The organism is Caecibacteroides pullorum (assembly GCF_019239235.1).
Lineage (GTDB): Bacteria > Bacteroidota > Bacteroidia > Bacteroidales > Bacteroidaceae > Bacteroides > Bacteroides pullorum.
The window spans coordinates 120946-140168 of the sequence record NZ_JAAZTS010000008.1; the positions used below are offsets into that span (position 1 = coordinate 120946).

The 19223-nt window shown below is 47.0% G+C and carries 25 protein-coding genes; 23 read left to right on the forward strand and 2 right to left on the reverse strand.

Features of this window, described 5'->3' with window-relative positions; all coding sequences use genetic code 11:
• The first annotated feature begins 5 nt into the window (after positions 1 to 5).
• From rpsN to HF894_RS07805, 17 genes are all read left to right on the forward strand, one after another.
• Positions 6 to 305 (forward strand): 30S ribosomal protein S14, encoded by a 300-nt coding sequence (rpsN, locus tag HF894_RS07725; protein ID WP_075317972.1) that lies wholly within the window; start codon positions 6 to 8, stop codon positions 303 to 305.
• A 54-nt stretch (positions 306 to 359) separates the two neighbouring features.
• Complete coding sequence (rpsH, locus tag HF894_RS07730) at positions 360 to 755, forward strand: 30S ribosomal protein S8 (protein WP_022161560.1); 396 nt, start codon at positions 360 to 362, stop codon at positions 753 to 755.
• Between the two features lie 15 nt (positions 756 to 770).
• Entirely contained in the window at positions 771 to 1340 is a 570-nt protein-coding gene (gene rplF, locus HF894_RS07735; RefSeq protein WP_204968608.1) for a 50S ribosomal protein L6, read from the forward strand.
• Between the two features lie 20 nt (positions 1341 to 1360).
• Positions 1361 to 1705 (forward strand): 50S ribosomal protein L18, encoded by a 345-nt coding sequence (rplR, locus tag HF894_RS07740; protein ID WP_075317970.1) that lies wholly within the window; start codon positions 1361 to 1363, stop codon positions 1703 to 1705.
• A 5-nt stretch (positions 1706 to 1710) separates the two neighbouring features.
• Entirely contained in the window at positions 1711 to 2229 is a 519-nt protein-coding gene (rpsE, locus tag HF894_RS07745; protein ID WP_075317969.1) for a 30S ribosomal protein S5, read from the forward strand.
• A gap of 11 nt (positions 2230 to 2240) precedes the next feature.
• Positions 2241 to 2417 carry a 50S ribosomal protein L30 gene (gene rpmD / locus HF894_RS07750; protein WP_075317968.1) on the forward strand — a complete coding sequence of 59 codons (177 nt, stop codon included), beginning with the start codon at positions 2241 to 2243 and terminating at the stop codon, positions 2415 to 2417.
• A 30-nt stretch (positions 2418 to 2447) separates the two neighbouring features.
• Positions 2448 to 2894: a 50S ribosomal protein L15 gene (gene rplO, locus HF894_RS07755; RefSeq protein WP_075317967.1), complete on the forward strand. Its 447-nt coding sequence runs from the start codon at positions 2448 to 2450 to the stop codon at positions 2892 to 2894.
• A gap of 4 nt (positions 2895 to 2898) precedes the next feature.
• On the forward strand, positions 2899 to 4245 hold the full coding sequence (gene secY, locus HF894_RS07760; protein WP_204971555.1) for a preprotein translocase subunit SecY: 1347 nt from the start codon (positions 2899 to 2901) through the stop codon (positions 4243 to 4245).
• Positions 4246 to 4256: 11 nt separating this feature from the next.
• The gene (map, locus tag HF894_RS07765; protein ID WP_075317965.1) at positions 4257 to 5054 is read left to right on the forward strand and encodes a type I methionyl aminopeptidase; all 798 of its coding nucleotides are present in this window, start codon (positions 4257 to 4259) and stop codon (positions 5052 to 5054) included.
• Positions 5055 to 5063: 9 nt separating this feature from the next.
• The gene (gene infA, locus HF894_RS07770; protein WP_002558052.1) at positions 5064 to 5282 is read left to right on the forward strand and encodes a translation initiation factor IF-1; all 219 of its coding nucleotides are present in this window, start codon (positions 5064 to 5066) and stop codon (positions 5280 to 5282) included.
• A 9-nt stretch (positions 5283 to 5291) separates the two neighbouring features.
• Positions 5292 to 5408, forward strand: a complete 117-nt coding sequence (gene ykgO / locus HF894_RS07775) for a type B 50S ribosomal protein L36 (protein WP_002558051.1) — start codon at positions 5292 to 5294, stop codon at positions 5406 to 5408.
• Positions 5409 to 5441: 33 nt separating this feature from the next.
• Positions 5442 to 5822: a 30S ribosomal protein S13 gene (gene rpsM / locus HF894_RS07780; RefSeq protein WP_021846269.1), complete on the forward strand. Its 381-nt coding sequence runs from the start codon at positions 5442 to 5444 to the stop codon at positions 5820 to 5822.
• An 11-nt stretch (positions 5823 to 5833) separates the two neighbouring features.
• The gene (gene rpsK, locus HF894_RS07785) at positions 5834 to 6223 is read left to right on the forward strand and encodes a 30S ribosomal protein S11 (RefSeq protein WP_005656474.1); all 390 of its coding nucleotides are present in this window, start codon (positions 5834 to 5836) and stop codon (positions 6221 to 6223) included.
• Positions 6224 to 6343: 120 nt separating this feature from the next.
• Positions 6344 to 6949: a 30S ribosomal protein S4 gene (gene rpsD, locus HF894_RS07790; protein ID WP_021846270.1), complete on the forward strand. Its 606-nt coding sequence runs from the start codon at positions 6344 to 6346 to the stop codon at positions 6947 to 6949.
• A gap of 11 nt (positions 6950 to 6960) precedes the next feature.
• Entirely contained in the window at positions 6961 to 7953 is a 993-nt protein-coding gene (locus HF894_RS07795) for a DNA-directed RNA polymerase subunit alpha (RefSeq protein WP_021846271.1), read from the forward strand.
• 3 nt (positions 7954 to 7956) lie between these two features.
• Complete coding sequence (rplQ, locus tag HF894_RS07800; protein ID WP_021846272.1) at positions 7957 to 8454, forward strand: 50S ribosomal protein L17; 498 nt, start codon at positions 7957 to 7959, stop codon at positions 8452 to 8454.
• Between the two features lie 280 nt (positions 8455 to 8734).
• The gene (locus tag HF894_RS07805; RefSeq protein WP_075319124.1) at positions 8735 to 9367 is read left to right on the forward strand and encodes a lipoprotein signal peptidase; all 633 of its coding nucleotides are present in this window, start codon (positions 8735 to 8737) and stop codon (positions 9365 to 9367) included.
• A gap of 8 nt (positions 9368 to 9375) precedes the next feature.
• Here HF894_RS07805 and HF894_RS07810 read toward each other — a convergent pair whose 3' ends face one another.
• Positions 9376 to 11217 (reverse strand): MutS family DNA mismatch repair protein, encoded by a 1842-nt coding sequence (locus tag HF894_RS07810; protein ID WP_204971556.1) that lies wholly within the window; start codon positions 11215 to 11217, stop codon positions 9376 to 9378.
• A gap of 136 nt (positions 11218 to 11353) precedes the next feature.
• Here HF894_RS07810 and HF894_RS07815 point away from each other — a divergent pair, with 136 nt between their 5' ends.
• From HF894_RS07815 to HF894_RS07840, 6 genes are all read left to right on the forward strand, one after another.
• The gene (locus HF894_RS07815) at positions 11354 to 12025 is read left to right on the forward strand and encodes a DUF6563 family protein (RefSeq protein ID WP_317196538.1); all 672 of its coding nucleotides are present in this window, start codon (positions 11354 to 11356) and stop codon (positions 12023 to 12025) included.
• 130 nt (positions 12026 to 12155) lie between these two features.
• Positions 12156 to 12596, forward strand: a complete 441-nt coding sequence (locus tag HF894_RS07820) for a PepSY-like domain-containing protein (RefSeq protein WP_021846276.1) — start codon at positions 12156 to 12158, stop codon at positions 12594 to 12596.
• Positions 12597 to 12817: 221 nt separating this feature from the next.
• The gene (locus tag HF894_RS07825; protein ID WP_021846277.1) at positions 12818 to 13462 is read left to right on the forward strand and encodes a TetR/AcrR family transcriptional regulator; all 645 of its coding nucleotides are present in this window, start codon (positions 12818 to 12820) and stop codon (positions 13460 to 13462) included.
• Between the two features lie 9 nt (positions 13463 to 13471).
• Complete coding sequence (locus HF894_RS07830) at positions 13472 to 14848, forward strand: SGNH/GDSL hydrolase family protein (RefSeq protein WP_204971557.1); 1377 nt, start codon at positions 13472 to 13474, stop codon at positions 14846 to 14848.
• Positions 14832 to 15764: an SGNH/GDSL hydrolase family protein gene (locus HF894_RS07835; RefSeq protein WP_246593170.1), complete on the forward strand. Its 933-nt coding sequence runs from the start codon at positions 14832 to 14834 to the stop codon at positions 15762 to 15764. Before HF894_RS07830 ends, HF894_RS07835 begins: the two co-directional genes overlap by 17 nt.
• On the forward strand, positions 15751 to 17259 hold the full coding sequence (locus HF894_RS07840; RefSeq protein WP_204971559.1) for an MBOAT family O-acyltransferase: 1509 nt from the start codon (positions 15751 to 15753) through the stop codon (positions 17257 to 17259). Before HF894_RS07835 ends, HF894_RS07840 begins: the two co-directional genes overlap by 14 nt.
• 2 nt (positions 17260 to 17261) lie before the next feature.
• On the opposite strand, the gene HF894_RS07845 is transcribed toward HF894_RS07840, so the two are convergent.
• On the reverse strand, positions 17262 to 18920 hold the full coding sequence (locus HF894_RS07845) for a beta-N-acetylhexosaminidase (protein ID WP_204971560.1): 1659 nt from the start codon (positions 18918 to 18920) through the stop codon (positions 17262 to 17264).
• Positions 18921 to 19223 lie beyond the last annotated feature (303 nt).

Sequence of the window (19223 nt, forward strand, 5' to 3'; positions counted from 1 at the left end):
AGATTATGGCAAAGGAATCAATGAAAGCACGCGAGGTCAGACGTGCCAAGTTAGTAGCCAGATATGCCGAAAAAAGAGCTGCTTTGAAGCAAATCGTGAGAACCGGTGATCCAGCAGAGGCTTATGAAGCTGCACAGAAGTTGCAGGCTCTGCCCAAAAATGCCAATCCGATTCGCCTTCATAACCGTTGCAAGTTGACAGGACGTCCTAAAGGATATATCCGTCAGTTCGGTATTTCGAGAATCCAGTTCCGTGAGATGGCTTCTAACGGTCTTATCCCGGGTGTAAAGAAAGCAAGCTGGTAATTATTATTTTTAAATATTGTCAGGGTAGTCCTGATTAATTTAATTTATTTTTATATGACTGATCCAATAGCAGATTATTTGACGAGGTTGCGGAACGCTATTCAAGCGAAGCACAGAGTTGTAGAAGTTCCGGCTTCAAACTTGAAAAAAGAAATCACCAAGATTCTTTTTGAGAAAGGCTACATTCTTAATTATAAGTTTGTAGAAGATGGTCCTCAAGGCACAATCAAGGTTGCTTTGAAGTATGATCCGGTTAACAAGGTAAACGCTATCAAGAAATTAGAGAGAATCTCTTCTCCGGGTATGCGTAAATATACCGGTTACAAAGACATGCCGCGTGTTATTAATGGTTTGGGTATTGCTATAATATCTACTTCCAAAGGTGTAATGACCAACAAAGAGGCCGCTGAACTGAAAATCGGTGGTGAAGTTTTGTGTTATGTATATTAATAGGAGGAATTAGCAATGTCAAGAATAGGAAAATTACCCATTAGTATTCCCGCAGGAGTGACAGTCACTCTGAACGACAATGTGGTTACCGTGAAGGGACCCAAAGGTGAAATGAGCCAATACGTAAATCCTGCTATCAATGTTTCTATCGAAGACGGTCATGTTGTGTTGGCTGAGAACGAGTCAGCTATGCTGGATAATCCCAAGCAGAAGCATGCATTCCACGGTCTTTACCGTGCATTGGTTCACAATATGGTTGTAGGTGTATCTGAAGGATACAAGAAGGAACTCGAACTGGTCGGTGTAGGTTACCGTGCTTCTAATCAGGGAAACATCATCGAGTTGGCATTAGGTTATACTCATAGTATCTTTATCCAGCTCCCTCCTGAGGTGAAAGTTGAGACTAAGTCTGAAAGAAACAAGAATCCTCTGATTATTTTGGAATCTTGTGACAAGCAATTGCTTGGTTTAGTTTGCGCAAAAATCCGTTCTTTCCGTAAGCCTGAACCGTATAAGGGTAAAGGTATTAAGTTTGTTGGCGAAGAAATTCGTAGAAAGTCTGGTAAATCAGCCGGTGCTAAATAATCATTTAAATTGATAGTATTATGACAACAAAAATAGAAAGACGAATTAAGATTAAATATAGAGTACGCAATAAAATTTCTGGTACTGCTACGTGCCCGCGTATGAGTGTATTTAGAAGTAACAAGCAAATTTACGTTCAAGTGATCGATGACTTGTCAGGCAAGACTTTGGCTGCTGCTTCTTCATTGGGTATGACTGAAAAGATGCCTAAGAAGGAACAGGCTGCTAAAGTAGGTGAGCTGATTGCAAAGAAGGCTCAGGAAGCTGGTATCACTACTGTAGTTTTCGACCGTAATGGTTACTTGTATCATGGGAGAGTAAAAGAGGTGGCTGATGCTGCTCGTAACGGTGGACTTAAATTTTAATCATTATGGCAGGACTTAATAATAGAGTTAAAATTTCAAACGATATAGAACTGAAGGACAGATTGGTAGCTATCAATCGTGTAACTAAAGTAACCAAAGGTGGTAGAACTTTTAGTTTCTCTGCTATTGTTGTAGTCGGAAACGAAGAAGGTATCATCGGTTGGGGTCTTGGTAAAGCTGGTGAAGTAACGGCTGCCATTGCCAAAGGCGTTGAGTCTGCAAAGAAGAACTTAACTAAGGTTCCTGTTCTGAAGGGTACTGTTCCTCATGAGCAGTCTGCTAAGTTTGGCGGTGCTGAGGTGTTTATCAAGCCTGCTTCTCACGGTACAGGTGTTGTAGCCGGTGGTGCTATGCGTGCTGTATTGGAGAGCGTAGGTGTGACAGACGTTTTGGCTAAGTCTAAAGGGTCTTCAAACCCTCACAATCTGGTGAAGGCTACAATCCTTGCACTGAGCGAAATGCGCGATGCGCGTATGGTTGCCCAGAACAGAGGTATCAGTGTTGAAAAAGTATTTAGAGGATAAGGAGGAAAGATATGTCAACTATAAAGATTAAGCAAATTAAAAGTAGAATTGGTGCACCTGCTGATCAGAAAAAGACTCTCGATGCGCTGGGACTTCATAAGATGAATCGTGTGGTTGAGCACGAATGTACTCCTTCAATTCTTGGAATGGTGGATAAGGTAAAGCACCTGGTTACCATCGTTAAGTAATTATTTGTTGAATATAAAACGAATTACAATATGAACTTAAGTAATTTAAAACCTGCTGAAGGTTCTACTAAGACTAGAAAGAGAATTGGACGTGGTCCGGGATCTGGTTTGGGAGGAACTTCTACCAGAGGTCATAAAGGTGCTAAGCAAAGATCTGGATACTCTAAGAAGATTGGTTTTGAAGGTGGTCAGATGCCTCTTCAGCGTCGTGTTCCTAAATTCGGTTTCAAGAACATTAACCGTGTAGAATACAAGGCTATCAATCTGGATACTATTCAGAAACTTGCCGAAGCTAAAAATCTGCAGTCTGTAGGTATCAATGATCTGGTTGCTGCAGGTTTCGTATCTTCTAATCAGTTGGTAAAAGTATTAGGTAACGGAACTTTGACTGCTAAGTTGGATGTACAGGCACATGCATTCTCCAAGAGTGCTGTTGCTGCCATTGAAGCTGTTGGTGGACAAGTAGTAAAACTCTGATTCAATGAGAAAAGCTATTGAAACATTAAAGAATATATGGAAAATTGAGGATCTGAGACAACGGATCCTCATTACCATATTGTTTGTGGCAATTTACCGTTTTGGTTCTTACGTCGTGTTGCCGGGTATCAATCCTGCAATGTTGACTCAGTTGCATCAACAAACAAGCGAGGGCCTTTTAGCCTTGTTAAATATGTTTTCGGGAGGTGCATTTTCTAATGCATCCATTTTTGCATTGGGAATTATGCCCTACATCTCTGCCTCCATTGTAATCCAGTTGCTGGGTATTGCAGTTCCTTACTTTCAGAAGCTGCAGCGTGAAGGGGAGAGTGGTAGAAGAAAAATGAACCAGTACACTCGTGTGCTGACTATTTTTATTTTGCTGGTGCAGGCGCCTTCCTATCTTATTAACCTTAAAATGCAGGCTGGTCCTTCCTTAAATGCTTCATTAGATTGGACTCTGTTTATGATTACTTCTACCATCATATTGGCGGCCGGAAGTATGTTTATTTTGTGGCTTGGTGAGAGAATTACTGACAAGGGTATTGGAAATGGTATCTCATTGATTATTATGATTGGTATCATTGCTCGTTTGCCACAGTCTTTCATTCAGGAGCTGACATCCCGAGTGACTGAAAAAGCTGGTGGTTTGGTTATGTTCTTGATTGAGATTGTAGTGCTGCTGATTGTTATTGCTTTTGCTATTCTTTTGGTACAAGGAACTCGTAAGATACCTGTACAATATGCTAAAAAGATTGTTGGCAACAAGCAATATGGCGGTGCACGTCAGTATATACCTTTGAAGGTAAATGCGGCTAATGTGATGCCTATCATTTTTGCACAGGCTATCATGTTTATTCCCATTACATTTATTGGTTTGTCCGGTAATGTCAATGAGATGAGCGGTTTCATGCGTGCGTTTACTGATCATACAAGCTTCTGGTATAATTTGGTATTTGCAGTGCTGATTATTGTATTTACGTATTTCTATACTGCAATTACCATCAATCCGACTCAGATGGCTGAAGATATGAAGAGAAATAACGGTTTCATCCCCGGTATCAAGCCTGGTAAGAGTACAGCAGAGTATATCGACGTGATTATGTCACGCATTACGCTGCCTGGTTCTTTCTTCCTGGCGCTTGTAGCCATTATGCCTGCTTTTGCTGGTGTATTTGGTGTGAAAGCCGAATTTGCTCAATTCTTTGGTGGAACATCTTTATTGATTCTTGTTGGCGTTGTGCTTGATACGTTGCAGCAGGTTGAAAGTCATTTGTTGATGAGACATTATGACGGTTTGTTGAAGTCTGGTCGTATTAAGGGACGTAGCGGAAATATAGCTGCATATTAATAGATTTTGAAGTGATATTTCTTAAGACAAATGATGAAATAGAATTACTGCGTGCCAGTAATTTGCTCGTGGGCAGAACTTTGGCTGAGATAGCCAAAGTTATCAAGCCCGGAGTGACAACAAAAGAGCTGGACAGGGTGGCTGAAGAATTCATTAGAGATAATGGCGCAGTCCCTACATTCAAGGGGTTCCCCAATCCGTATGGTGGACCTTTCCCAGCATCTATCTGTACTTCGGTTAATGAGCAGGTTGTGCATGGCATACCAGGTGATGTGGTACTGAAGGATGGTGATATCGTATCTGTTGATTGTGGTACTTACATGAATGGTTTTTGCGGTGATTCAGCTTATACGTTTTGTGTAGGTGAAGTTGCTGAAGACGTTCGGAATCTCTTGAAGGTTACCAAGGAAGCTTTGTACATTGGTATTGAAAACGCTGTTCAGGGCAAACGTTTGGGAGATGTTGGCTATGCAATACAGCAGTATTGTGAGTCCCATTCATACGGAGTGGTACGTGAATTTGTCGGCCATGGTATCGGTAAGGAGATGCATGAAGATCCGCAGGTACCTAACTACGGCAGACGTGGTACGGGAACTATGATGAAGCGTGGACTTTGTATCGCTATCGAGCCCATGATAACCTTGGGCGACCGTCACGTAGTGATGGAAAGCGACGGTTGGTCTGTCCGGACTAAGGATCGAAAATGTGCGGCTCACTTTGAGCATACGATAGCTGTCGGTGCTGGAAAGGCGGATATCCTTTCATCATTTGAGTTTATAGAAGAAGTATTGGGAGATCAAGCAATTTAGAAGATTAATATGGCAAAGCAGTCTGCAATAGAACAAGATGGAGTTATAGTTGAAGCATTGTCTAATGCAATGTTTCGTGTTGAATTGGAAAATGGACATGAGATTACTGCTCATATCTCTGGAAAGATGCGTATGCATTATATCAAAATCCTTCCGGGCGATAAGGTGCGTGTCGAAATGTCTCCTTACGATTTATCGAAAGGACGAATTGTATTCAGATATAAATAATTATTAGATATGAAAGTAAGAGCTTCTTTAAAGAAACGTACGCCAGAATGTAAGATCGTTAGACGTAATGGCCGTTTGTATGTTATTAACAAGAAAAATCCTAAGTATAAACAACGTCAAGGATAATTTATTATTTTTGCAAAAAAAATAATTTAGTATATGGCTATAAGAATAGTTGGTGTCGATTTGCCTCAGAATAAGAGAGGAGAAATTGCGTTGACCTATATCTACGGAATAGGTCGTAGTAGTTCAGCAAAGATTTTGGAAAAAGCAGGTGTTGACAAAGACCTGAAAGTTAAAGACTGGACTGATGATCAAGCAGGTAAGATTCGTGAGATCATTGCTGCTGAGTACAAAGTAGAAGGTGATCTTCGTTCAGAAGTTCAATTGAACATCAAGCGTTTGATGGATATTGGTTGCTATCGTGGTGTTCGTCATCGTATTGGTCTTCCTGTAAGAGGCCAGAGCACTAAGAACAATGCTCGTACTCGTAAGGGTAGAAAGAAAACCGTTGCTAATAAGAAAAAAGCTACTAAATAATAATTGTTGATATGGCAAAAAAAACAGTTGCAGCAAAAAAGAGAAATGTAAAGGTGGATGCCAACGGTCAGTTGCATGTTCATTCATCTTTCAACAACATCATTGTTTCTCTGGCAAACAGTGAAGGTCAGATTATCTCCTGGTCTTCTGCCGGAAAGATGGGTTTTAGAGGTTCTAAGAAGAACACTCCGTATGCAGCACAGATGGCTGCCCAGGATTGTGCCAAAGTGGCTTATGATCTTGGTTTGAGAAAGGTAAAGGCTTATGTTAAAGGTCCCGGTAACGGTCGTGAGTCTGCTATCCGTACCATTCACGGAGCCGGAATCGAAGTTACAGAAATTATCGATGTAACTCCGTTGCCACACAATGGATGTCGTCCTCCTAAAAGACGTAGAGTTTAAGATTTACCTTTAATTACTAAGCATGAAACTTGATTTTGTTATTGGATTGTACAATTCTTCTCTGCAATCGCGGCTGCAACAAATTGAGTTCATCAATAAACAATTAAATATTTAAAAGAAATGGCTAGATATACTGGACCAAAATCAAGAATAGCCCGTAAATTCGGTGAAGGTATCTTCGGAGCAGATAAAGTTTTGTCTAAGAAGAACTATCCTCCCGGACAGCACGGTAACTCTAGAAAGAGAAAGACTTCTGAATACGGTGTGCAACTTCGTGAGAAGCAGAAAACTAAATATACTTACGGTGTATTGGAAAAACAATTCCGTAACCTGTTTGAGAAGGCAGCTACACTGAAAGGTATTACCGGCGAAATCCTGTTGCAGTTGCTCGAATGCCGTCTGGACAATGTTGTATTCCGTTTGGGTATCGCTCCTACGCGTGCTGCTGCCCGTCAGCTGGTGAGCCACAAGCACATCACTGTAGACGGTGAAGTAGTAAACATCCCTTCTTATTCTCTGAAACCCGGTCAGGTGATCGGTGTTCGCGAGCGTTCCAAGTCTCTGGAAGTGATTGCCAACTCGCTGGCTGGTTTCAACCACAGCAAGTATCCTTGGCTGGAGTGGGATGACAATGCAAAGGTAGGTAAGCTTCTGCATGTACCTGAAAGAGCAGACATTCCTGAGAACATTAAGGAGCATTTGATCGTAGAATTGTACTCTAAATAATAATTAATTTCATGGCGATATTAGCATTTCAAAAACCTGATAAAGTTTTAATGTTGGAAGCGGACTCTAAATTCGGCAAGTTCGAGTTTCGTCCGTTGGAGCCCGGTTTCGGTATTACCGTGGGTAATGCACTGCGCCGCATCCTGCTTTCGTCATTGGAAGGTTTTGCCATCACCACTATCAAGATTGAAGGTGTTGAGCACGAATTTTCCAGTGTCCCCGGTGTAAAGGAGGATGTTACTAACATTATCTTGAACCTGAAGCAAGTACGGTTCAAGCAAGTAGTAGAGGAATTCGAGAGCGAAAAGGTAAGTATTACGATCGAGAATTCGAGTGAATTTAAGGCAGGTGACATAAGTAAGTATCTGACTGGATTTGAAGTGTTAAATCCTGAATTAGTTATTTGTCATTTAGATTCAAAAGCTACGATGCAGATAGACATTACGATCAACAAAGGCCGCGGTTATGTTCCCTCTGACGAGAACCGTGAATACTGCACCGATGTGAACGTAATTCCTATCGACTCCATTTACACTCCGATACGTAACGTCAAGTACCAGGTAGAAAACTATCGTGTTGAGCAGAAGACCGACTACGAGAAGCTGGTACTCGAGATTACTACCGACGGTTCCATTCACCCGAAAGAAGCGCTGAAGGAAGCTGCAAAGATTCTGATTTATCACTTCATGCTCTTCTCTGACGAGAAGATCACGCTCGAAAGCAATGACGCTGACGGCAATGAAGAGTTCGATGAAGAAGTATTGCACATGCGTCAGTTGCTGAAGACCAAGCTCGTCGATATGGACCTCTCCGTTCGTGCCCTCAACTGCTTGAAGGCTGCTGACGTTGAGACGCTGGGCGACCTGGTACAGTTCAACAAGACCGACCTCCTGAAGTTCCGCAACTTCGGTAAGAAATCGCTGACCGAGCTTGATGATTTGCTGGACAGTCTGAATCTGTCGTTTGGAACCGATATTTCTAAATATAAATTAGATAAAGAATAAACAATGAGACATAACAAGAAATTCAACCATCTGGGTCGTACTGCTTCTCACAGAAACGCTATGTTGGCCAATATGGCGTGCTCTTTGATCAAGCACAAAAGAATCACTACGACCGTTGCAAAGGCTAAAGCTCTGAAGAAGTTTGTTGAGCCGCTGATCACCAAGTCAAAGAACGACACTACAAACTCTCGTCGTGTAGTATTTAGCAACTTGCAAGACAAGTATGCTGTAACTGAACTCTTCAAGGAAATCTCTGTGAAGATTGCCGACCGTCCGGGTGGCTACACTCGCATCATCAAGACTGGTAACCGTCTGGGTGACAATGCCGAGATGTGCTTCATCGAACTCGTTGACTACAACGAGAACATGGCTAAGGATAAGGTGGCTAAGAAAGCAACTCGTACGCGCCGTTCTTCCAAGAAGGCTGCTGCTACGGAAGCTGCTCCTGCTACAGAGGCTCCTGCAGCTGAAGCTCCTGCTGAAGAAGCAAAGGCTGAGTAATCCGACACTATTCTTATATGATATGAAAGCCGTCCCAGTGATTGGGGCGGCTTTTTTTATGTCCTGGCGGATTCATGCAGCACTTCGTTAGGAGGCAAGGCAGTGCTTCGTTACCCACTGACGTAGTGCTTCGTGAGGAGGTGTGCCAGTGCTTCGTGAGAGTCTGAGGAAGTGCGTCGTCATGTGTAGACGATGTATTTGCTTGTCTGGTGCCGATAATTCCTTGCTTTTTTATACCTTTGCCCGCATATCAGAACTATTCATGTGTTATCAGAGCAATATGGACAAGAAATACAACAAATTCTGGCTGGCGCTGGGCATCATCCTGCTCACGCTTATTTTGGACCAGGTCATTAAGATTGTGGTGAAAACAAATATGTATTATGGCCAGCACATTCCTGTTACCAATTGGTTTTACATCGCCTTTATCGAGAACAACGGTATGGCGTTTGGTATGCAGGTAATGCCTAAGGCTGTGCAGACGCTGATGCGACTGGTATTCTCAGGATTTATTCTGTGGTACATTTGGTTGCTGGTGAAGGCGCGCTTCAAGACGGGCTATATCGTTTGTATTTCGCTGATTTTTGCAGGTGCGGTAGGCAATGTCATCGACAGTATCTTCTACGGTGCCATCTTCAGTCAAAGTACGCCTATGGACATAGCCACGTTTGTACCGGCCGGACAGGGTTATGCCGACTGGCTGTATGGGCGTGTGGTGGACATGTTCTATTTCCCGCTGTTTGAGTTCGACTGGCCGTCGTGGATGCCTTTTGTGGGCGGGGAGCATTTCATTTTCTTCAGTCCCGTCTTCAACCTGGCCGATGCGGCCATCAGCTGCGGTACCATTGCCGTGCTGCTGTTCTACTCGCATACGTTCGGCGAGAGTTTTGCGCTGTTCAAGAAGAAGGATTGATTTCTTTTTTATAGGTCCATTGCAATTCCCATCTTTTTCATGAGGAAGCAGGCGTTCATGTTCTGTGCCACGCCGGGGCGGAGGCGGTAAGAGAAGGTCAGCTCGTCGCCGGTGATGTCAGCCTCGAAGCGGAAGTTGTCGATGCAGTCGGGGAAGCGGTCCTTCAGTGTGCCCAGCAGCAGGTCGTGCGTGGCGATGATGCCGTTGGCCCGCAGACGCATCAGCTGCTGGACGAGGGCGAACGAACCCCGTTGCTTGTCGGCCGAGTTGGTACCCTTCAAAATTTCGTCGAGGATGATGAAGAGCTGCTCGCCGCTTTGCAGACGGTCGATGACGGACTTCAGCCGTTTCAGTTCGGCGAAGAAGTAAGATTCGTTGTCGCTGAGCGAGTCGGTAGTGCGCAGGCTCGTCATCAGTCGGGCAGGGTAGAGCGACATCTGCTTGGCACAGACGGGCGCGCCGATGCAGGCCAGCAGGTAGTTCACGCCGATGGTTCGCAGGTAGGTGCTCTTGCCCGCCATGTTGGCTCCCGTGATGATGATGAAGGCGGGGCGGCGGCTCATGCGGATGTCGTTGCACACGCAGCGGTCGCGCGGGATGAGCGGATGGCCCATCGTCTCGGCCACCAGCTGGAAAGGCGTTTCCGTGTTGTCCGTCCCCGTGTTTGTGTCGCCCAGAATGTCGGGGTAGGAGTACCCCTCCGGATGGTTGTAGGCGAACGTGCCCAGCGAGCAGAGCGCGTCCATCTCGCCGATGGCCTCCAGCCAGTGCGGCAGTTCGCCCGCATGGACTTCCTTCCACGCCTCGATGCGCATAATCTGCCACAGCTCCCAAAAAAAGCAGCCGTTCAGCACGGTGTACATCAGGTAATTGTTGCGCTGGTCCAGTTCGTTCATCAGCTTCACCAGCCGCCGGATGGCCTGCGAGGCCTGTCGGCGGTCACCCCCAATCTTGTCTTTGACGGCCCGCAGGAGCGGGGCTTCCATCGGCTCATCGTCCATCGTCTGAAGCAGCTTGGCATAGGTGCCCAGGATGCGGAGCTTCTGTCCGTAGACACTCTGCACCTTGGTAATCTGCCGCGTGAAGGCGAAGCTGGCCACTACGATGCCGAACCATAGCACGCCCCATACGTTGCCCGGCAGCACGCCCGTCACGACCCCCAGGAGGCAGAGGAGGTTGATCGCCGTCACCACGTGGGGCAGCCGTCGCAGCAGGCCGCGGTTGCGGTAGCGGACGGGGCTTTGCGCCCATTCCAGCAGCTCGGCACGGTCGGCCGCCTGCCCCTTGTTCAGCAGGCCCAGGATGCGGAAATGCTGGCGGAACGACGGCTTGGCTGCTAGCTCCTGCACGGCCTCCTGCCGGCGAATGATGGGTTCCCGCTTGTCCAGGTGGCAGGCCATCCACCCGGCCAGCTGTTCGCGTCCGAGGCGGGTACACGTGCGGTTGATGTACTGGAAGAGCGAGCGGGAGCCGAAGACGTCGAGGTCGTACGTATAGGGATGGGCCGGGTCGGCAAACTCCTTGCCGTCGTCGAAGGCCGAGGTATCCTGGTCAAGTGCGGCCAGCTCCTGGCGGTTCACCTCCAGTCGCTTCTCCTGATAGTCCTTCCGCAGGAACAGGCGGTTGTGGTACTTCACCAGCAGCAGGAAGGGCAGCAGGCAGGCGGCCGTCACGGCATACATCAGCGCGCCCTGGCCCCACAGCCCTATCACCGCCGCCACGGCTCCGCCGAAAAGCAGCAGGCGCAGGGTGCCGGTGCGGTAAATCAGTCGTTGCGTCTTTGTCACTTCGCCGGCCGCGCGTTCGGCATCCTGCCGGTAGGCGGCGCGTATTTCGTTTTCGGTCATCATACTTGTTGGGTGTTAGTTTGTGCGGCAAAGGTATAAAAATACGGGCAAGTATCGTTCCAGCCTTTCCTCTTTATATTATTTTGGTCGCATTCTTGCAGATTTTTCTAAAATAACTTACCTTTATCTCGGAAAACCAATGAACCGAAGAGTAGATTGTTTTAATATGAAAAAATGGGTCGTGTTGCTGATGTTGCTGTGTGTCTCGGGGCTGTTTCTGCCCTGCGAGGCTCAACAGATTATGTATGCCAACCTGCGTGAACTGGTAGAATGTGAAGGTGATACGGTTACAACGTTGCGGGTAGAACGACGCAGTAGGAATCAGATACTGCTGATGGGCGGAGGCGACTACCGTATCGAAGCTGTCGAGAACCGTGGTTTGAACCGCTATCTGCGTAAGCGTTGCTATGCGGTGCGGATTGATACAGCCCTCTACGTCAACTGCCGCAAGATGCGCTACAAGCGCTACCGCTTCGGCAACTGCTATGCGGCCGCCATGCACGTGGGCGACAAGTTCTACTTCTGTGCCCAGCCTGTGGGACAGGCTGCTACAAGTACGGCCCAGTCGCCCGACGCCACGAAGCTGGGCGGCGAAGTGGGCGATGCCATTGCCGCATCGGCGCTGGTGGCCGCCCGTGTGTTCTACGAAATCAATCCCGAGACCGGCCGTGCCGAATTTGTAGGTAAGGACAAAATGATGGCTCTCCTTGAAGGCTATCCCGACTTGCAGGCAAACCTTCGCTTGGAACAGAGTGAGGCGGCCGATGTGATGGTGCGTTACCTGCAGGCGTTGCAACGTTTGGGCGAATAAGGAAACTTTTTTCTCTTTTTCTTGTCTTTTCTTCATTATTCCCAAATCTTTCCAGAAAGGCTGCTTTTCTTTGCTGTACGAAAACAAATGAAAAGATCGAATAAGTATTAAACCTAAAAAATGTACAGTTATGAAAAAGTTAGTTCTTTTATTAGTGAGTGTGTTCACCCTTCAGTTTGCATCAGCCGACAACGATAAACCGATCACTGTCGAGCAGCTTCCCGCCGTTGCACAGCAGTTTGTCAAGAAGCATTTCGCATCGGAGAAAGTGGCTTTTGCCAAGGAAGACTCCGAGTTGTTCGATACCTCTTACGAGGTGATGTTTGCCAACGGTGATAAGGTTGAGTTTAATAAGAAAGGTGAGTGGACCGATATTAAGTGTAAACATTCGCAGGTGCCTGCAGCAGTTGTGCCGCAAGCCATTCAGAAATTTGTCACTGATCGCTATCCCGATGCTAAAATCATCTCCTTGGAGAAAGACCGTTACTCTTACGAAGTGAAACTCAATAACCGCTGGGAAATTAAGTTCGACACAAAGTTCAATGTCATCGACATGGATTCTGACGATTGAAAAAATACTTTATGCACAAGTTGATTTGTGCACCTGTTTATTCTGTGAATGATGTGCAGCTGCTCCGTGCGGAGCGGCTGCTCTTTTTTTGAGCAAATTGTTATTATTATTAATTTTTTCAAAAAAGAGAGGAAACGCAATGAGGCGATTGGGTTTCCTTTCCGTATATTTGTAGCGTTTTATCGCTGAAAGCGGAATTATAACCCAAATTTTGGAAAGAGATGAGTGATAATGCAAAGCGCTCGGTGCCAAGAACCGAATTGAAAAAACGAATTGTAGAGACAGCGATGCAAGCCTTTAAGTCGCACGGCATAAAAAGCATCACGATGGATGACATTGCGGTGTCGTTAGGTATTTCCAAACGTACCCTTTACGAGGTATTTGCGAACAAAGAGATGCTCTTGGAAGCTTGTATACTGAAGGAGCGGGAAGACATGAAAGCCTATGTAGACGAAATGTTGGCAACGTCTGACCATGTTCTTGAGGTGCTGCTCAAGCTTTATTTGCATAGTATCGAACGTTTTCATGCCACTCATAAGAGTTTCTTTGAGGATTTGAAGAAATATCCGAAAGTCTATGAACTTTTCAAAAGCGACAAGAAACATGATTCGGCAGAAGCTGTCAGTTTTTTCAAGGAGGGTGTGAAGCAGGGAATCTTTCGCGATGATATTAATTTTGCCATAGTCAATCTGTTGGTGCATGAACAGATAGAACTTTTACTCAACACTGATATTTGCGAGAAATATTCTTTCCTGGAGGTTTATGAGTCCATCATGTTTACTTATCTCCGTGGTATCTCTACCGAGAAAGGGGCGCGTGAACTGGAAAAGTTCATCTGCGAATATCGGCGTACGCCGCAGGGATAGAATGAGAATATGGAGAAAAATGAGCTGAAGAAACTAGGAGGGTTGGTGCTGGTGGTGATGGCTGCCTTGCTGTTGCTGCACTGGCTTCCTGCGACAGAGGTGGGAGGACACGCCCTGAGACGGGTGGATATCCTGGCCGACGTACGGCCTCCGCTGGTCCTTGCGGACGAACCAGATACGCTGGAAGTGCAGCTGCCTGTTGCCAAACCTGCGTTTGCCGATACTTGTCCATCGGGCAAGGTGTGCATCGAAGACTATAGCGACAGTACCCGTCGGGGAATGTCGGCCTTTTACGAAGCATTGGATGAACTTGCACAGCGTCCGCGTCCTGTACGCATAGCCTATTTCGGTGATTCTTTTATTGAAGCAGATATCCTGACTGCCGATTTACGGGCCATGCTCCAGCAGAAATATGGCGGATGTGGTGTGGGTTTTGTTCCCATTACTTCTCCCATTAACGGTTTTCGTCCTACGGTGGTCCACACTTTTGGAGGTTGGAACAGTCATGCGGCTACGGATTCCGTAGGTTTCGAGCGGAGCAGGCAGGGGATTTCGGGACATTATTTCTTTCCTTATGATGGCGCATATGTCGAACTCCGCGGGCAACGGAAGTATGCTTCTCGTCTGGACACCTGCCGTCAGGTCAGTGTCTTTTTCCGCAATACCGGGACGATGGATCTTTCGCTGAAGATAAATGGAGCAACGGCCTTGTCCCAATCGTTCGGACCTGAAGAGCAGATTCGCAAATGGAGCGTCGAGGGGCGTATCGGTACAGCCCGTTGGACGGTGAATGCAGCCGATTCTGCCGTGTTCTATGGCGTGGCAATGGATGACTTGTCGGGTATCGTACTGGACAACTTTTCCTTGCGCGGAATGTCCGGTCTTTCCTTGCGTTTTATTCCTCTTCAGACATTGAAAGAATTTAATGCCTTGCGTCCATACGACCTGATAGTGCTGCAATATGGGTTGAACGTGGCTACCGAACGGGGGCGCGACTACAACTATTATGTCGAAGGCATGACTACCGCTCTGAAGCATCTGAAGGAAGCTTTTCCGCAGGCTGCTATTCTGATTGTCAGTGTGGGCGACCGAGACTACAAGACCGAAGAAGGCGACCTGCGTACAATGCCTGGCATTCGTAATCTGGTGCGCTATCAACAGCGGCTGGCAGCTGACAACGGAGTCGCTTTCTGGAACTTGTTCGAGGCAATGGGCGGTAATGAAAGCATGGTAAAACTGGTGGAAGCGAATCCCGCCCAAGCCAATTACGACTATACACATATCAATTTCCGTGGAGGTAAATACTTGGCCGGTCTGCTTTACGAAGCTTTGGTCTATGGTAAGGAACAATATGACAGAAGACGTGCTTATGAATCGGAACCATAGTGCGAAATATCTGAACAGAATGGCGTTGCGATGCAAGATGTTGTGTTTGTTGGCTGTCATGGGGCTGTGCCATCTGCGGGCTCAGGATGCACTGCCTCTGCAAGCTGTGGTAGATTGTGAAGCTGTTTCTTGCGATACGCTGTTTGCCTATGGACATCGTACCGATACCATTGATTGGTTGCCAGTCGTTTGGCCTTCGTCTTTTCGTATGCAGCAAGTTAATGTGTTGACTGACAGCTTGGGAATCCTTCATCCTTTTTGGGAGAAATTACGTCTGATGCGTGCCGGAGATGTTTCCGACACTGTTCGGGTGGTGCACGTTGGTGACAGTCATATTCGAGGACACATGTTAACGGATACTGTGGCTTCTCTCCTACGAAAGGTGTTTACAAATATGACTTATCGGGATTTTGGTATCAATGGGGCATTTTGTATTTCTTTTACTCGGAAAGAGCGTGTCGAGGCAATTGCGGCTCTTAAGCCCGATTTGCTCATTTTATCATTTGGCACCAATGAAAGCCATAATTACCGGTACAATACGGAGGTGCATTACCGGCAGATGGATGAGTTGGTGCGTATGCTTCGGGAACGGTTGCCCGATGTGCCCATGATGCTGACTACGCCGCCTGGGTCTTACGAAAGCAAACGTCGTGGAAGGGGGCGTCGAACGTATACAATCAATCCTCGTACTTCGGCCGTAGTAAAGAACATCATTCGTTTTGCTGATGCAAACGGACTGGCTGTCTGGGATTTGTATGATATTGCAGGCGGAGTGAAGAGGGCTTGCCTGAACTGGCAGGAAGCCGGACTGATGCGCCCCGACCATGTCCATTTCATGCCTGCCGGATATGCCTTGCAGGGTGAGTTACTTTACGAGGCTATCGTGAAAACTTATAATGCTTATGTGGAACATTGATACAATATTGACCTACCTTAACATTGATTTGTCTCGCTTGCGCGACGTTTTTTTGTACGATCCGCAGGCGCCTATGATTTTCAGCAGCGGTCTATTCCTTTGGTTGTTTGCAGCCTTTGTGGTTGTGTATCTACTTTTGCAAAGGCGCACTACCGCCCGTTTGCTGTTTGTCACCCTGTTTTCCTACTATTTCTACTATAAAAGCAGCGGTACGTACTTTTTTCTGCTGGCGTTGGTTACAGTCAGCGATTTCCTGATAGCTCGCTTTATGGAGCGGACGACTGCGAAGTGGAAGCGTAAGTTGTGGGTCACATTGAGCCTGGTTATCAACTTGGGATTACTCTGTTACTTCAAGTACACCAATTTCTTTGGAGCGTGTTGGGCATCGTTTACGGGGGGACACTTCGATCCGCTGGATATTTTCTTGCCTGTGGGCATCTCGTTCTTTACTTTCCAGTCGCTGAGTTATACGATTGACGTTTATCGGAAGGAGATTACTCCCCTCAGCAACTTGCTCGACTATGCGTTCTACGTATCTTTCTTCCCTCAGCTGGTAGCGGGTCCCATCGTGCGTGCACGCGACTTCATTCCACAGATTCGCCGCCCGTTGTTCGTGTCGAACGAGATGTTCGGACGCGGAGTGTTCCTGATTATGGCAGGCTTGTTCAAGAAAGCCATTATATCCGACTATATCAGTGTGAATTTTGTGGAGCGAGTCTTCGACAATCCGGCTCTCTATTCGGGCGTGGAAAATCTGATGGCCGTCTACGGGTATGCCTTGCAGATTTATTGTGACTTTTCGGGTTATAGCGACATGGCGATAGGTATTGCCCTGTTGCTGGGCTTCCATTTCAATATCAACTTCGATTCGCCCTACAAGTCTGCCTCGATTACGGAATTCTGGCGACGTTGGCACATTTCTCTTTCCAGTTGGTTGCGCGACTATCTCTACATTTCGTTGGGCGGCAATCGTAAGGGGAAAATACGCCAGTATATGAACCTTATTATCACCATGTTTTTGGGTGGTTTGTGGCATGGCGCATCGTGGAATTTTGTACTTTGGGGCATGATGCACGGCGTGGCGCTGGCCTTGCATAAAGGCTGGATGGCATTGGTGGGCCGTCCGAAGGGGGAACGTCCGCATGGTATCCGCCGTTTCCTTGGCATGTTGGTAACCTTCCATTTTGTTTGTTTTTGCTGGATATTCTTTCGCCATGCCGAGTTCTCGCCGGCGGTCGATATGCTGAAGCAGATTGCTATGGCCTTCCGCCCGCAAGTCTTTCCGCAGCTCATTGTCGGTTATTGGGAAGTATTCGCTTTGATGGGGCTGGGCTATGTGCTCCATTTCTTGCCCGACAGTTGGGAGAGGGGATGTACAAAAACAATAATCCGCCTCCCCCTGGTGGGAAAGGCGGTATTGTTGGTTGCTCTCATTTATCTGGTCATTCAGATGAAGAGTGCCGATGTACAGCCCTTCATCTATTTCCAATTCTGAGATTATTTTGCCTGTACGGAGTCTGCCGGGGCGGTAAACACGTGCTTGGCGTAGTTCAATCCGTCGCGGTCGTAAATCTTGGCGAGTGAGTTGAGTCGTTCCAGGAAGTTGTTGTATTCCTTCTTGCTCGGCTCGGTCCACTGTACCTCTGCCAGTGCGGCCATACGCGGCAGGATCATGTATTCTACCTGCTGGGTCGAAGTCATGTATTCGGTCCATACGTTGGCCTGTGCGCCTAGAATGTATTTGGCTTGCTCTTCATTGAGGCCCTCGGTGGGGTTGAAGCTGTATACCTGTTCTACAGGCAGATAGCCTCCGATAGCATCATAAGGTTCGTTCTCCTTGTCCTTGCTTTGGAAGTAGTCGAAGTAGCAGTAAGTGTTGGGAGTCATGATGACGTCATGGCCCATTTGTGCAGCCTTGATACCTCCGGCCGATCCGCGCCATGACATGACGGTGGCGTTGGGAGCCAGGTCGCCTTCCAAAATTTCATCCCATCCGATGATCTGACGTCCGCGTTCGTTGAGGAACTTTTCGATGCGTGCGTTGCAGTAGCTTTGCAGGCGGTCTTCGGCCGAGTGGTTCTTGTCGGCTTTCAAGCCTTCCTTGCGGATGAGGGCCTGACATTTCGGACATTTCTGCCAGCGGGTACGTGGCGATTCGTCACCTCCGATGTGGATGTATTTCGACGGGAAGATGTCGATGATTTCGGTCATTACGTCTTCCAGGAAAGGAAGGGTCTTCTCATTACCGATGCAGAGCACATCCTCAAATACTCCCCATTCCGGACATACTTCGTATGGACCACCTGTACAACCCAGTTCAGGATAAGTGGCTAGTGCAGCCAGCATGTGGCCCGGCAGGTCGATTTCGGGAATGACGGTGATGTAGCGTTCCTGTGCATACTTTACGATTTCACGAGCTTCGTCTTGTGTGTAAAAGCCGCCATAAGGTGTGTTGTCATATTCACCAGAGTTGTGCCCGATGACCGTGCGTTTGCGGATAGAGCCCACTTCGGTCAGTTTCGGATACTTCTTGATTTCGATTCGCCAGCCTTGATCTTCAGTCAGGTGCCAGTGCAGGGTGTTCATGTTGTGCAGAGCCAGCAGGTCGATGTACTCCTTAATGAATTCTATGGGGAAGAAGTGGCGGCCTACGTCGAGGTGCATGCCTCGGTAACCGAAGCGTGGCTGGTCTTCCACTTTGCCGGCGGGCAGCAAGATGTCGGCATCGGCAGCTTGAGCGGGGATCGACTTGCGGAGTGTCTGGATGCCGTAGAATACGCCGTTGGCCGTCTGTCCGCAGATACTGATACCATCGGCTTGGGTTGTCAGGCGATAACCTTCAGCATTGGCGATGCTTGAATCCAGGCTCAGGACAATCGCTTTGCTGGGCTTTTCTCCGTTTTCGATGGCTTTGGTTTTCAACGTGTAACCTGTAGCTTCGGCGATGTATTCAGCCAGGAATTCTGCGTTACGCTTCAGCAGGTCATTGTCCTTCGGATAGGCGATGACAGTGTTTTTACTTAGTTTGAACGGATTTTCTTGCGAAATAGTGATTTCCTGCGGCAACGGGATGACGTCATACGACGTTGCCTGTTGTTCGTTGGAGCTACATGCGGCAAGAACGCATGCCACAAAAGGTACGAATAGCTTTTTCATGGTCTTGTTGATTAATACTGGGGTTATTGATTAAAAAGATATTTCGTTTGCAAAGATAAGAAAAACCTTTTGAGAGGGCACTCTTTGGGAATGCAATAACTTGTTTTTTCGGCTCTTTTCGTTGCAGAAAACACATTTTTCTCTCGTCGGCTTATCGGATTTCATGGTTTTATTTTCGTAACGCATTGTTTTCCTCTCCTTAAATCATCGCTTTTCTCTCCCTAAATCATCGTTTTCTTGTTTTGCTCCCATAGAACTTACCTGTAACTGTAATTGTAACGCGCGCGCTCATGCGCATGAAAT

Excerpts from the sequence above, each read along its gene's own strand:
- rpsN (WP_075317972.1), top strand. The coding sequence starts at position 6 with ATGGCAAAGGAATCAATGAAAGCACGCGAGGTCAGACGTGCCAAGTTA.
- rpsH (WP_022161560.1), top strand. The coding sequence starts at position 360 with ATGACTGATCCAATAGCAGATTATTTGACGAGGTTGCGGAACGCTATT.
- rplF (WP_204968608.1), top strand. The coding sequence starts at position 771 with ATGTCAAGAATAGGAAAATTACCCATTAGTATTCCCGCAGGAGTGACA.
- rplR (WP_075317970.1), top strand. The coding sequence starts at position 1,361 with ATGACAACAAAAATAGAAAGACGAATTAAGATTAAATATAGAGTACGC.
- rpsE (WP_075317969.1), top strand. The coding sequence starts at position 1,711 with ATGGCAGGACTTAATAATAGAGTTAAAATTTCAAACGATATAGAACTG.
- rpmD (WP_075317968.1), top strand. The coding sequence starts at position 2,241 with ATGTCAACTATAAAGATTAAGCAAATTAAAAGTAGAATTGGTGCACCT.
- rplO (WP_075317967.1), top strand. The coding sequence starts at position 2,448 with ATGAACTTAAGTAATTTAAAACCTGCTGAAGGTTCTACTAAGACTAGA.
- secY (WP_204971555.1), top strand. The coding sequence starts at position 2,899 with ATGAGAAAAGCTATTGAAACATTAAAGAATATATGGAAAATTGAGGAT.
- infA (WP_002558052.1), top strand. The coding sequence starts at position 5,064 with ATGGCAAAGCAGTCTGCAATAGAACAAGATGGAGTTATAGTTGAAGCA.
- ykgO (WP_002558051.1), top strand. The coding sequence starts at position 5,292 with ATGAAAGTAAGAGCTTCTTTAAAGAAACGTACGCCAGAATGTAAGATC.
- rpsM (WP_021846269.1), top strand. The coding sequence starts at position 5,442 with ATGGCTATAAGAATAGTTGGTGTCGATTTGCCTCAGAATAAGAGAGGA.
- rpsK (WP_005656474.1), top strand. The coding sequence starts at position 5,834 with ATGGCAAAAAAAACAGTTGCAGCAAAAAAGAGAAATGTAAAGGTGGAT.
- rpsD (WP_021846270.1), top strand. The coding sequence starts at position 6,344 with ATGGCTAGATATACTGGACCAAAATCAAGAATAGCCCGTAAATTCGGT.
- HF894_RS07795 (WP_021846271.1), top strand. The coding sequence starts at position 6,961 with ATGGCGATATTAGCATTTCAAAAACCTGATAAAGTTTTAATGTTGGAA.
- rplQ (WP_021846272.1), top strand. The coding sequence starts at position 7,957 with ATGAGACATAACAAGAAATTCAACCATCTGGGTCGTACTGCTTCTCAC.
- HF894_RS07805 (WP_075319124.1), top strand. The coding sequence starts at position 8,735 with ATGGACAAGAAATACAACAAATTCTGGCTGGCGCTGGGCATCATCCTG.
- HF894_RS07810 (WP_204971556.1), bottom strand. The coding sequence starts at position 11,217 with ATGATGACCGAAAACGAAATACGCGCCGCCTACCGGCAGGATGCCGAA.
- HF894_RS07815 (WP_317196538.1), top strand. The coding sequence starts at position 11,354 with ATGAACCGAAGAGTAGATTGTTTTAATATGAAAAAATGGGTCGTGTTG.
- HF894_RS07820 (WP_021846276.1), top strand. The coding sequence starts at position 12,156 with ATGAAAAAGTTAGTTCTTTTATTAGTGAGTGTGTTCACCCTTCAGTTT.
- HF894_RS07825 (WP_021846277.1), top strand. The coding sequence starts at position 12,818 with ATGAGTGATAATGCAAAGCGCTCGGTGCCAAGAACCGAATTGAAAAAA.
- HF894_RS07830 (WP_204971557.1), top strand. The coding sequence starts at position 13,472 with ATGGAGAAAAATGAGCTGAAGAAACTAGGAGGGTTGGTGCTGGTGGTG.
- HF894_RS07835 (WP_246593170.1), top strand. The coding sequence starts at position 14,832 with ATGAATCGGAACCATAGTGCGAAATATCTGAACAGAATGGCGTTGCGA.
- HF894_RS07840 (WP_204971559.1), top strand. The coding sequence starts at position 15,751 with ATGTGGAACATTGATACAATATTGACCTACCTTAACATTGATTTGTCT.
- HF894_RS07845 (WP_204971560.1), bottom strand. The coding sequence starts at position 18,920 with ATGAAAAAGCTATTCGTACCTTTTGTGGCATGCGTTCTTGCCGCATGT.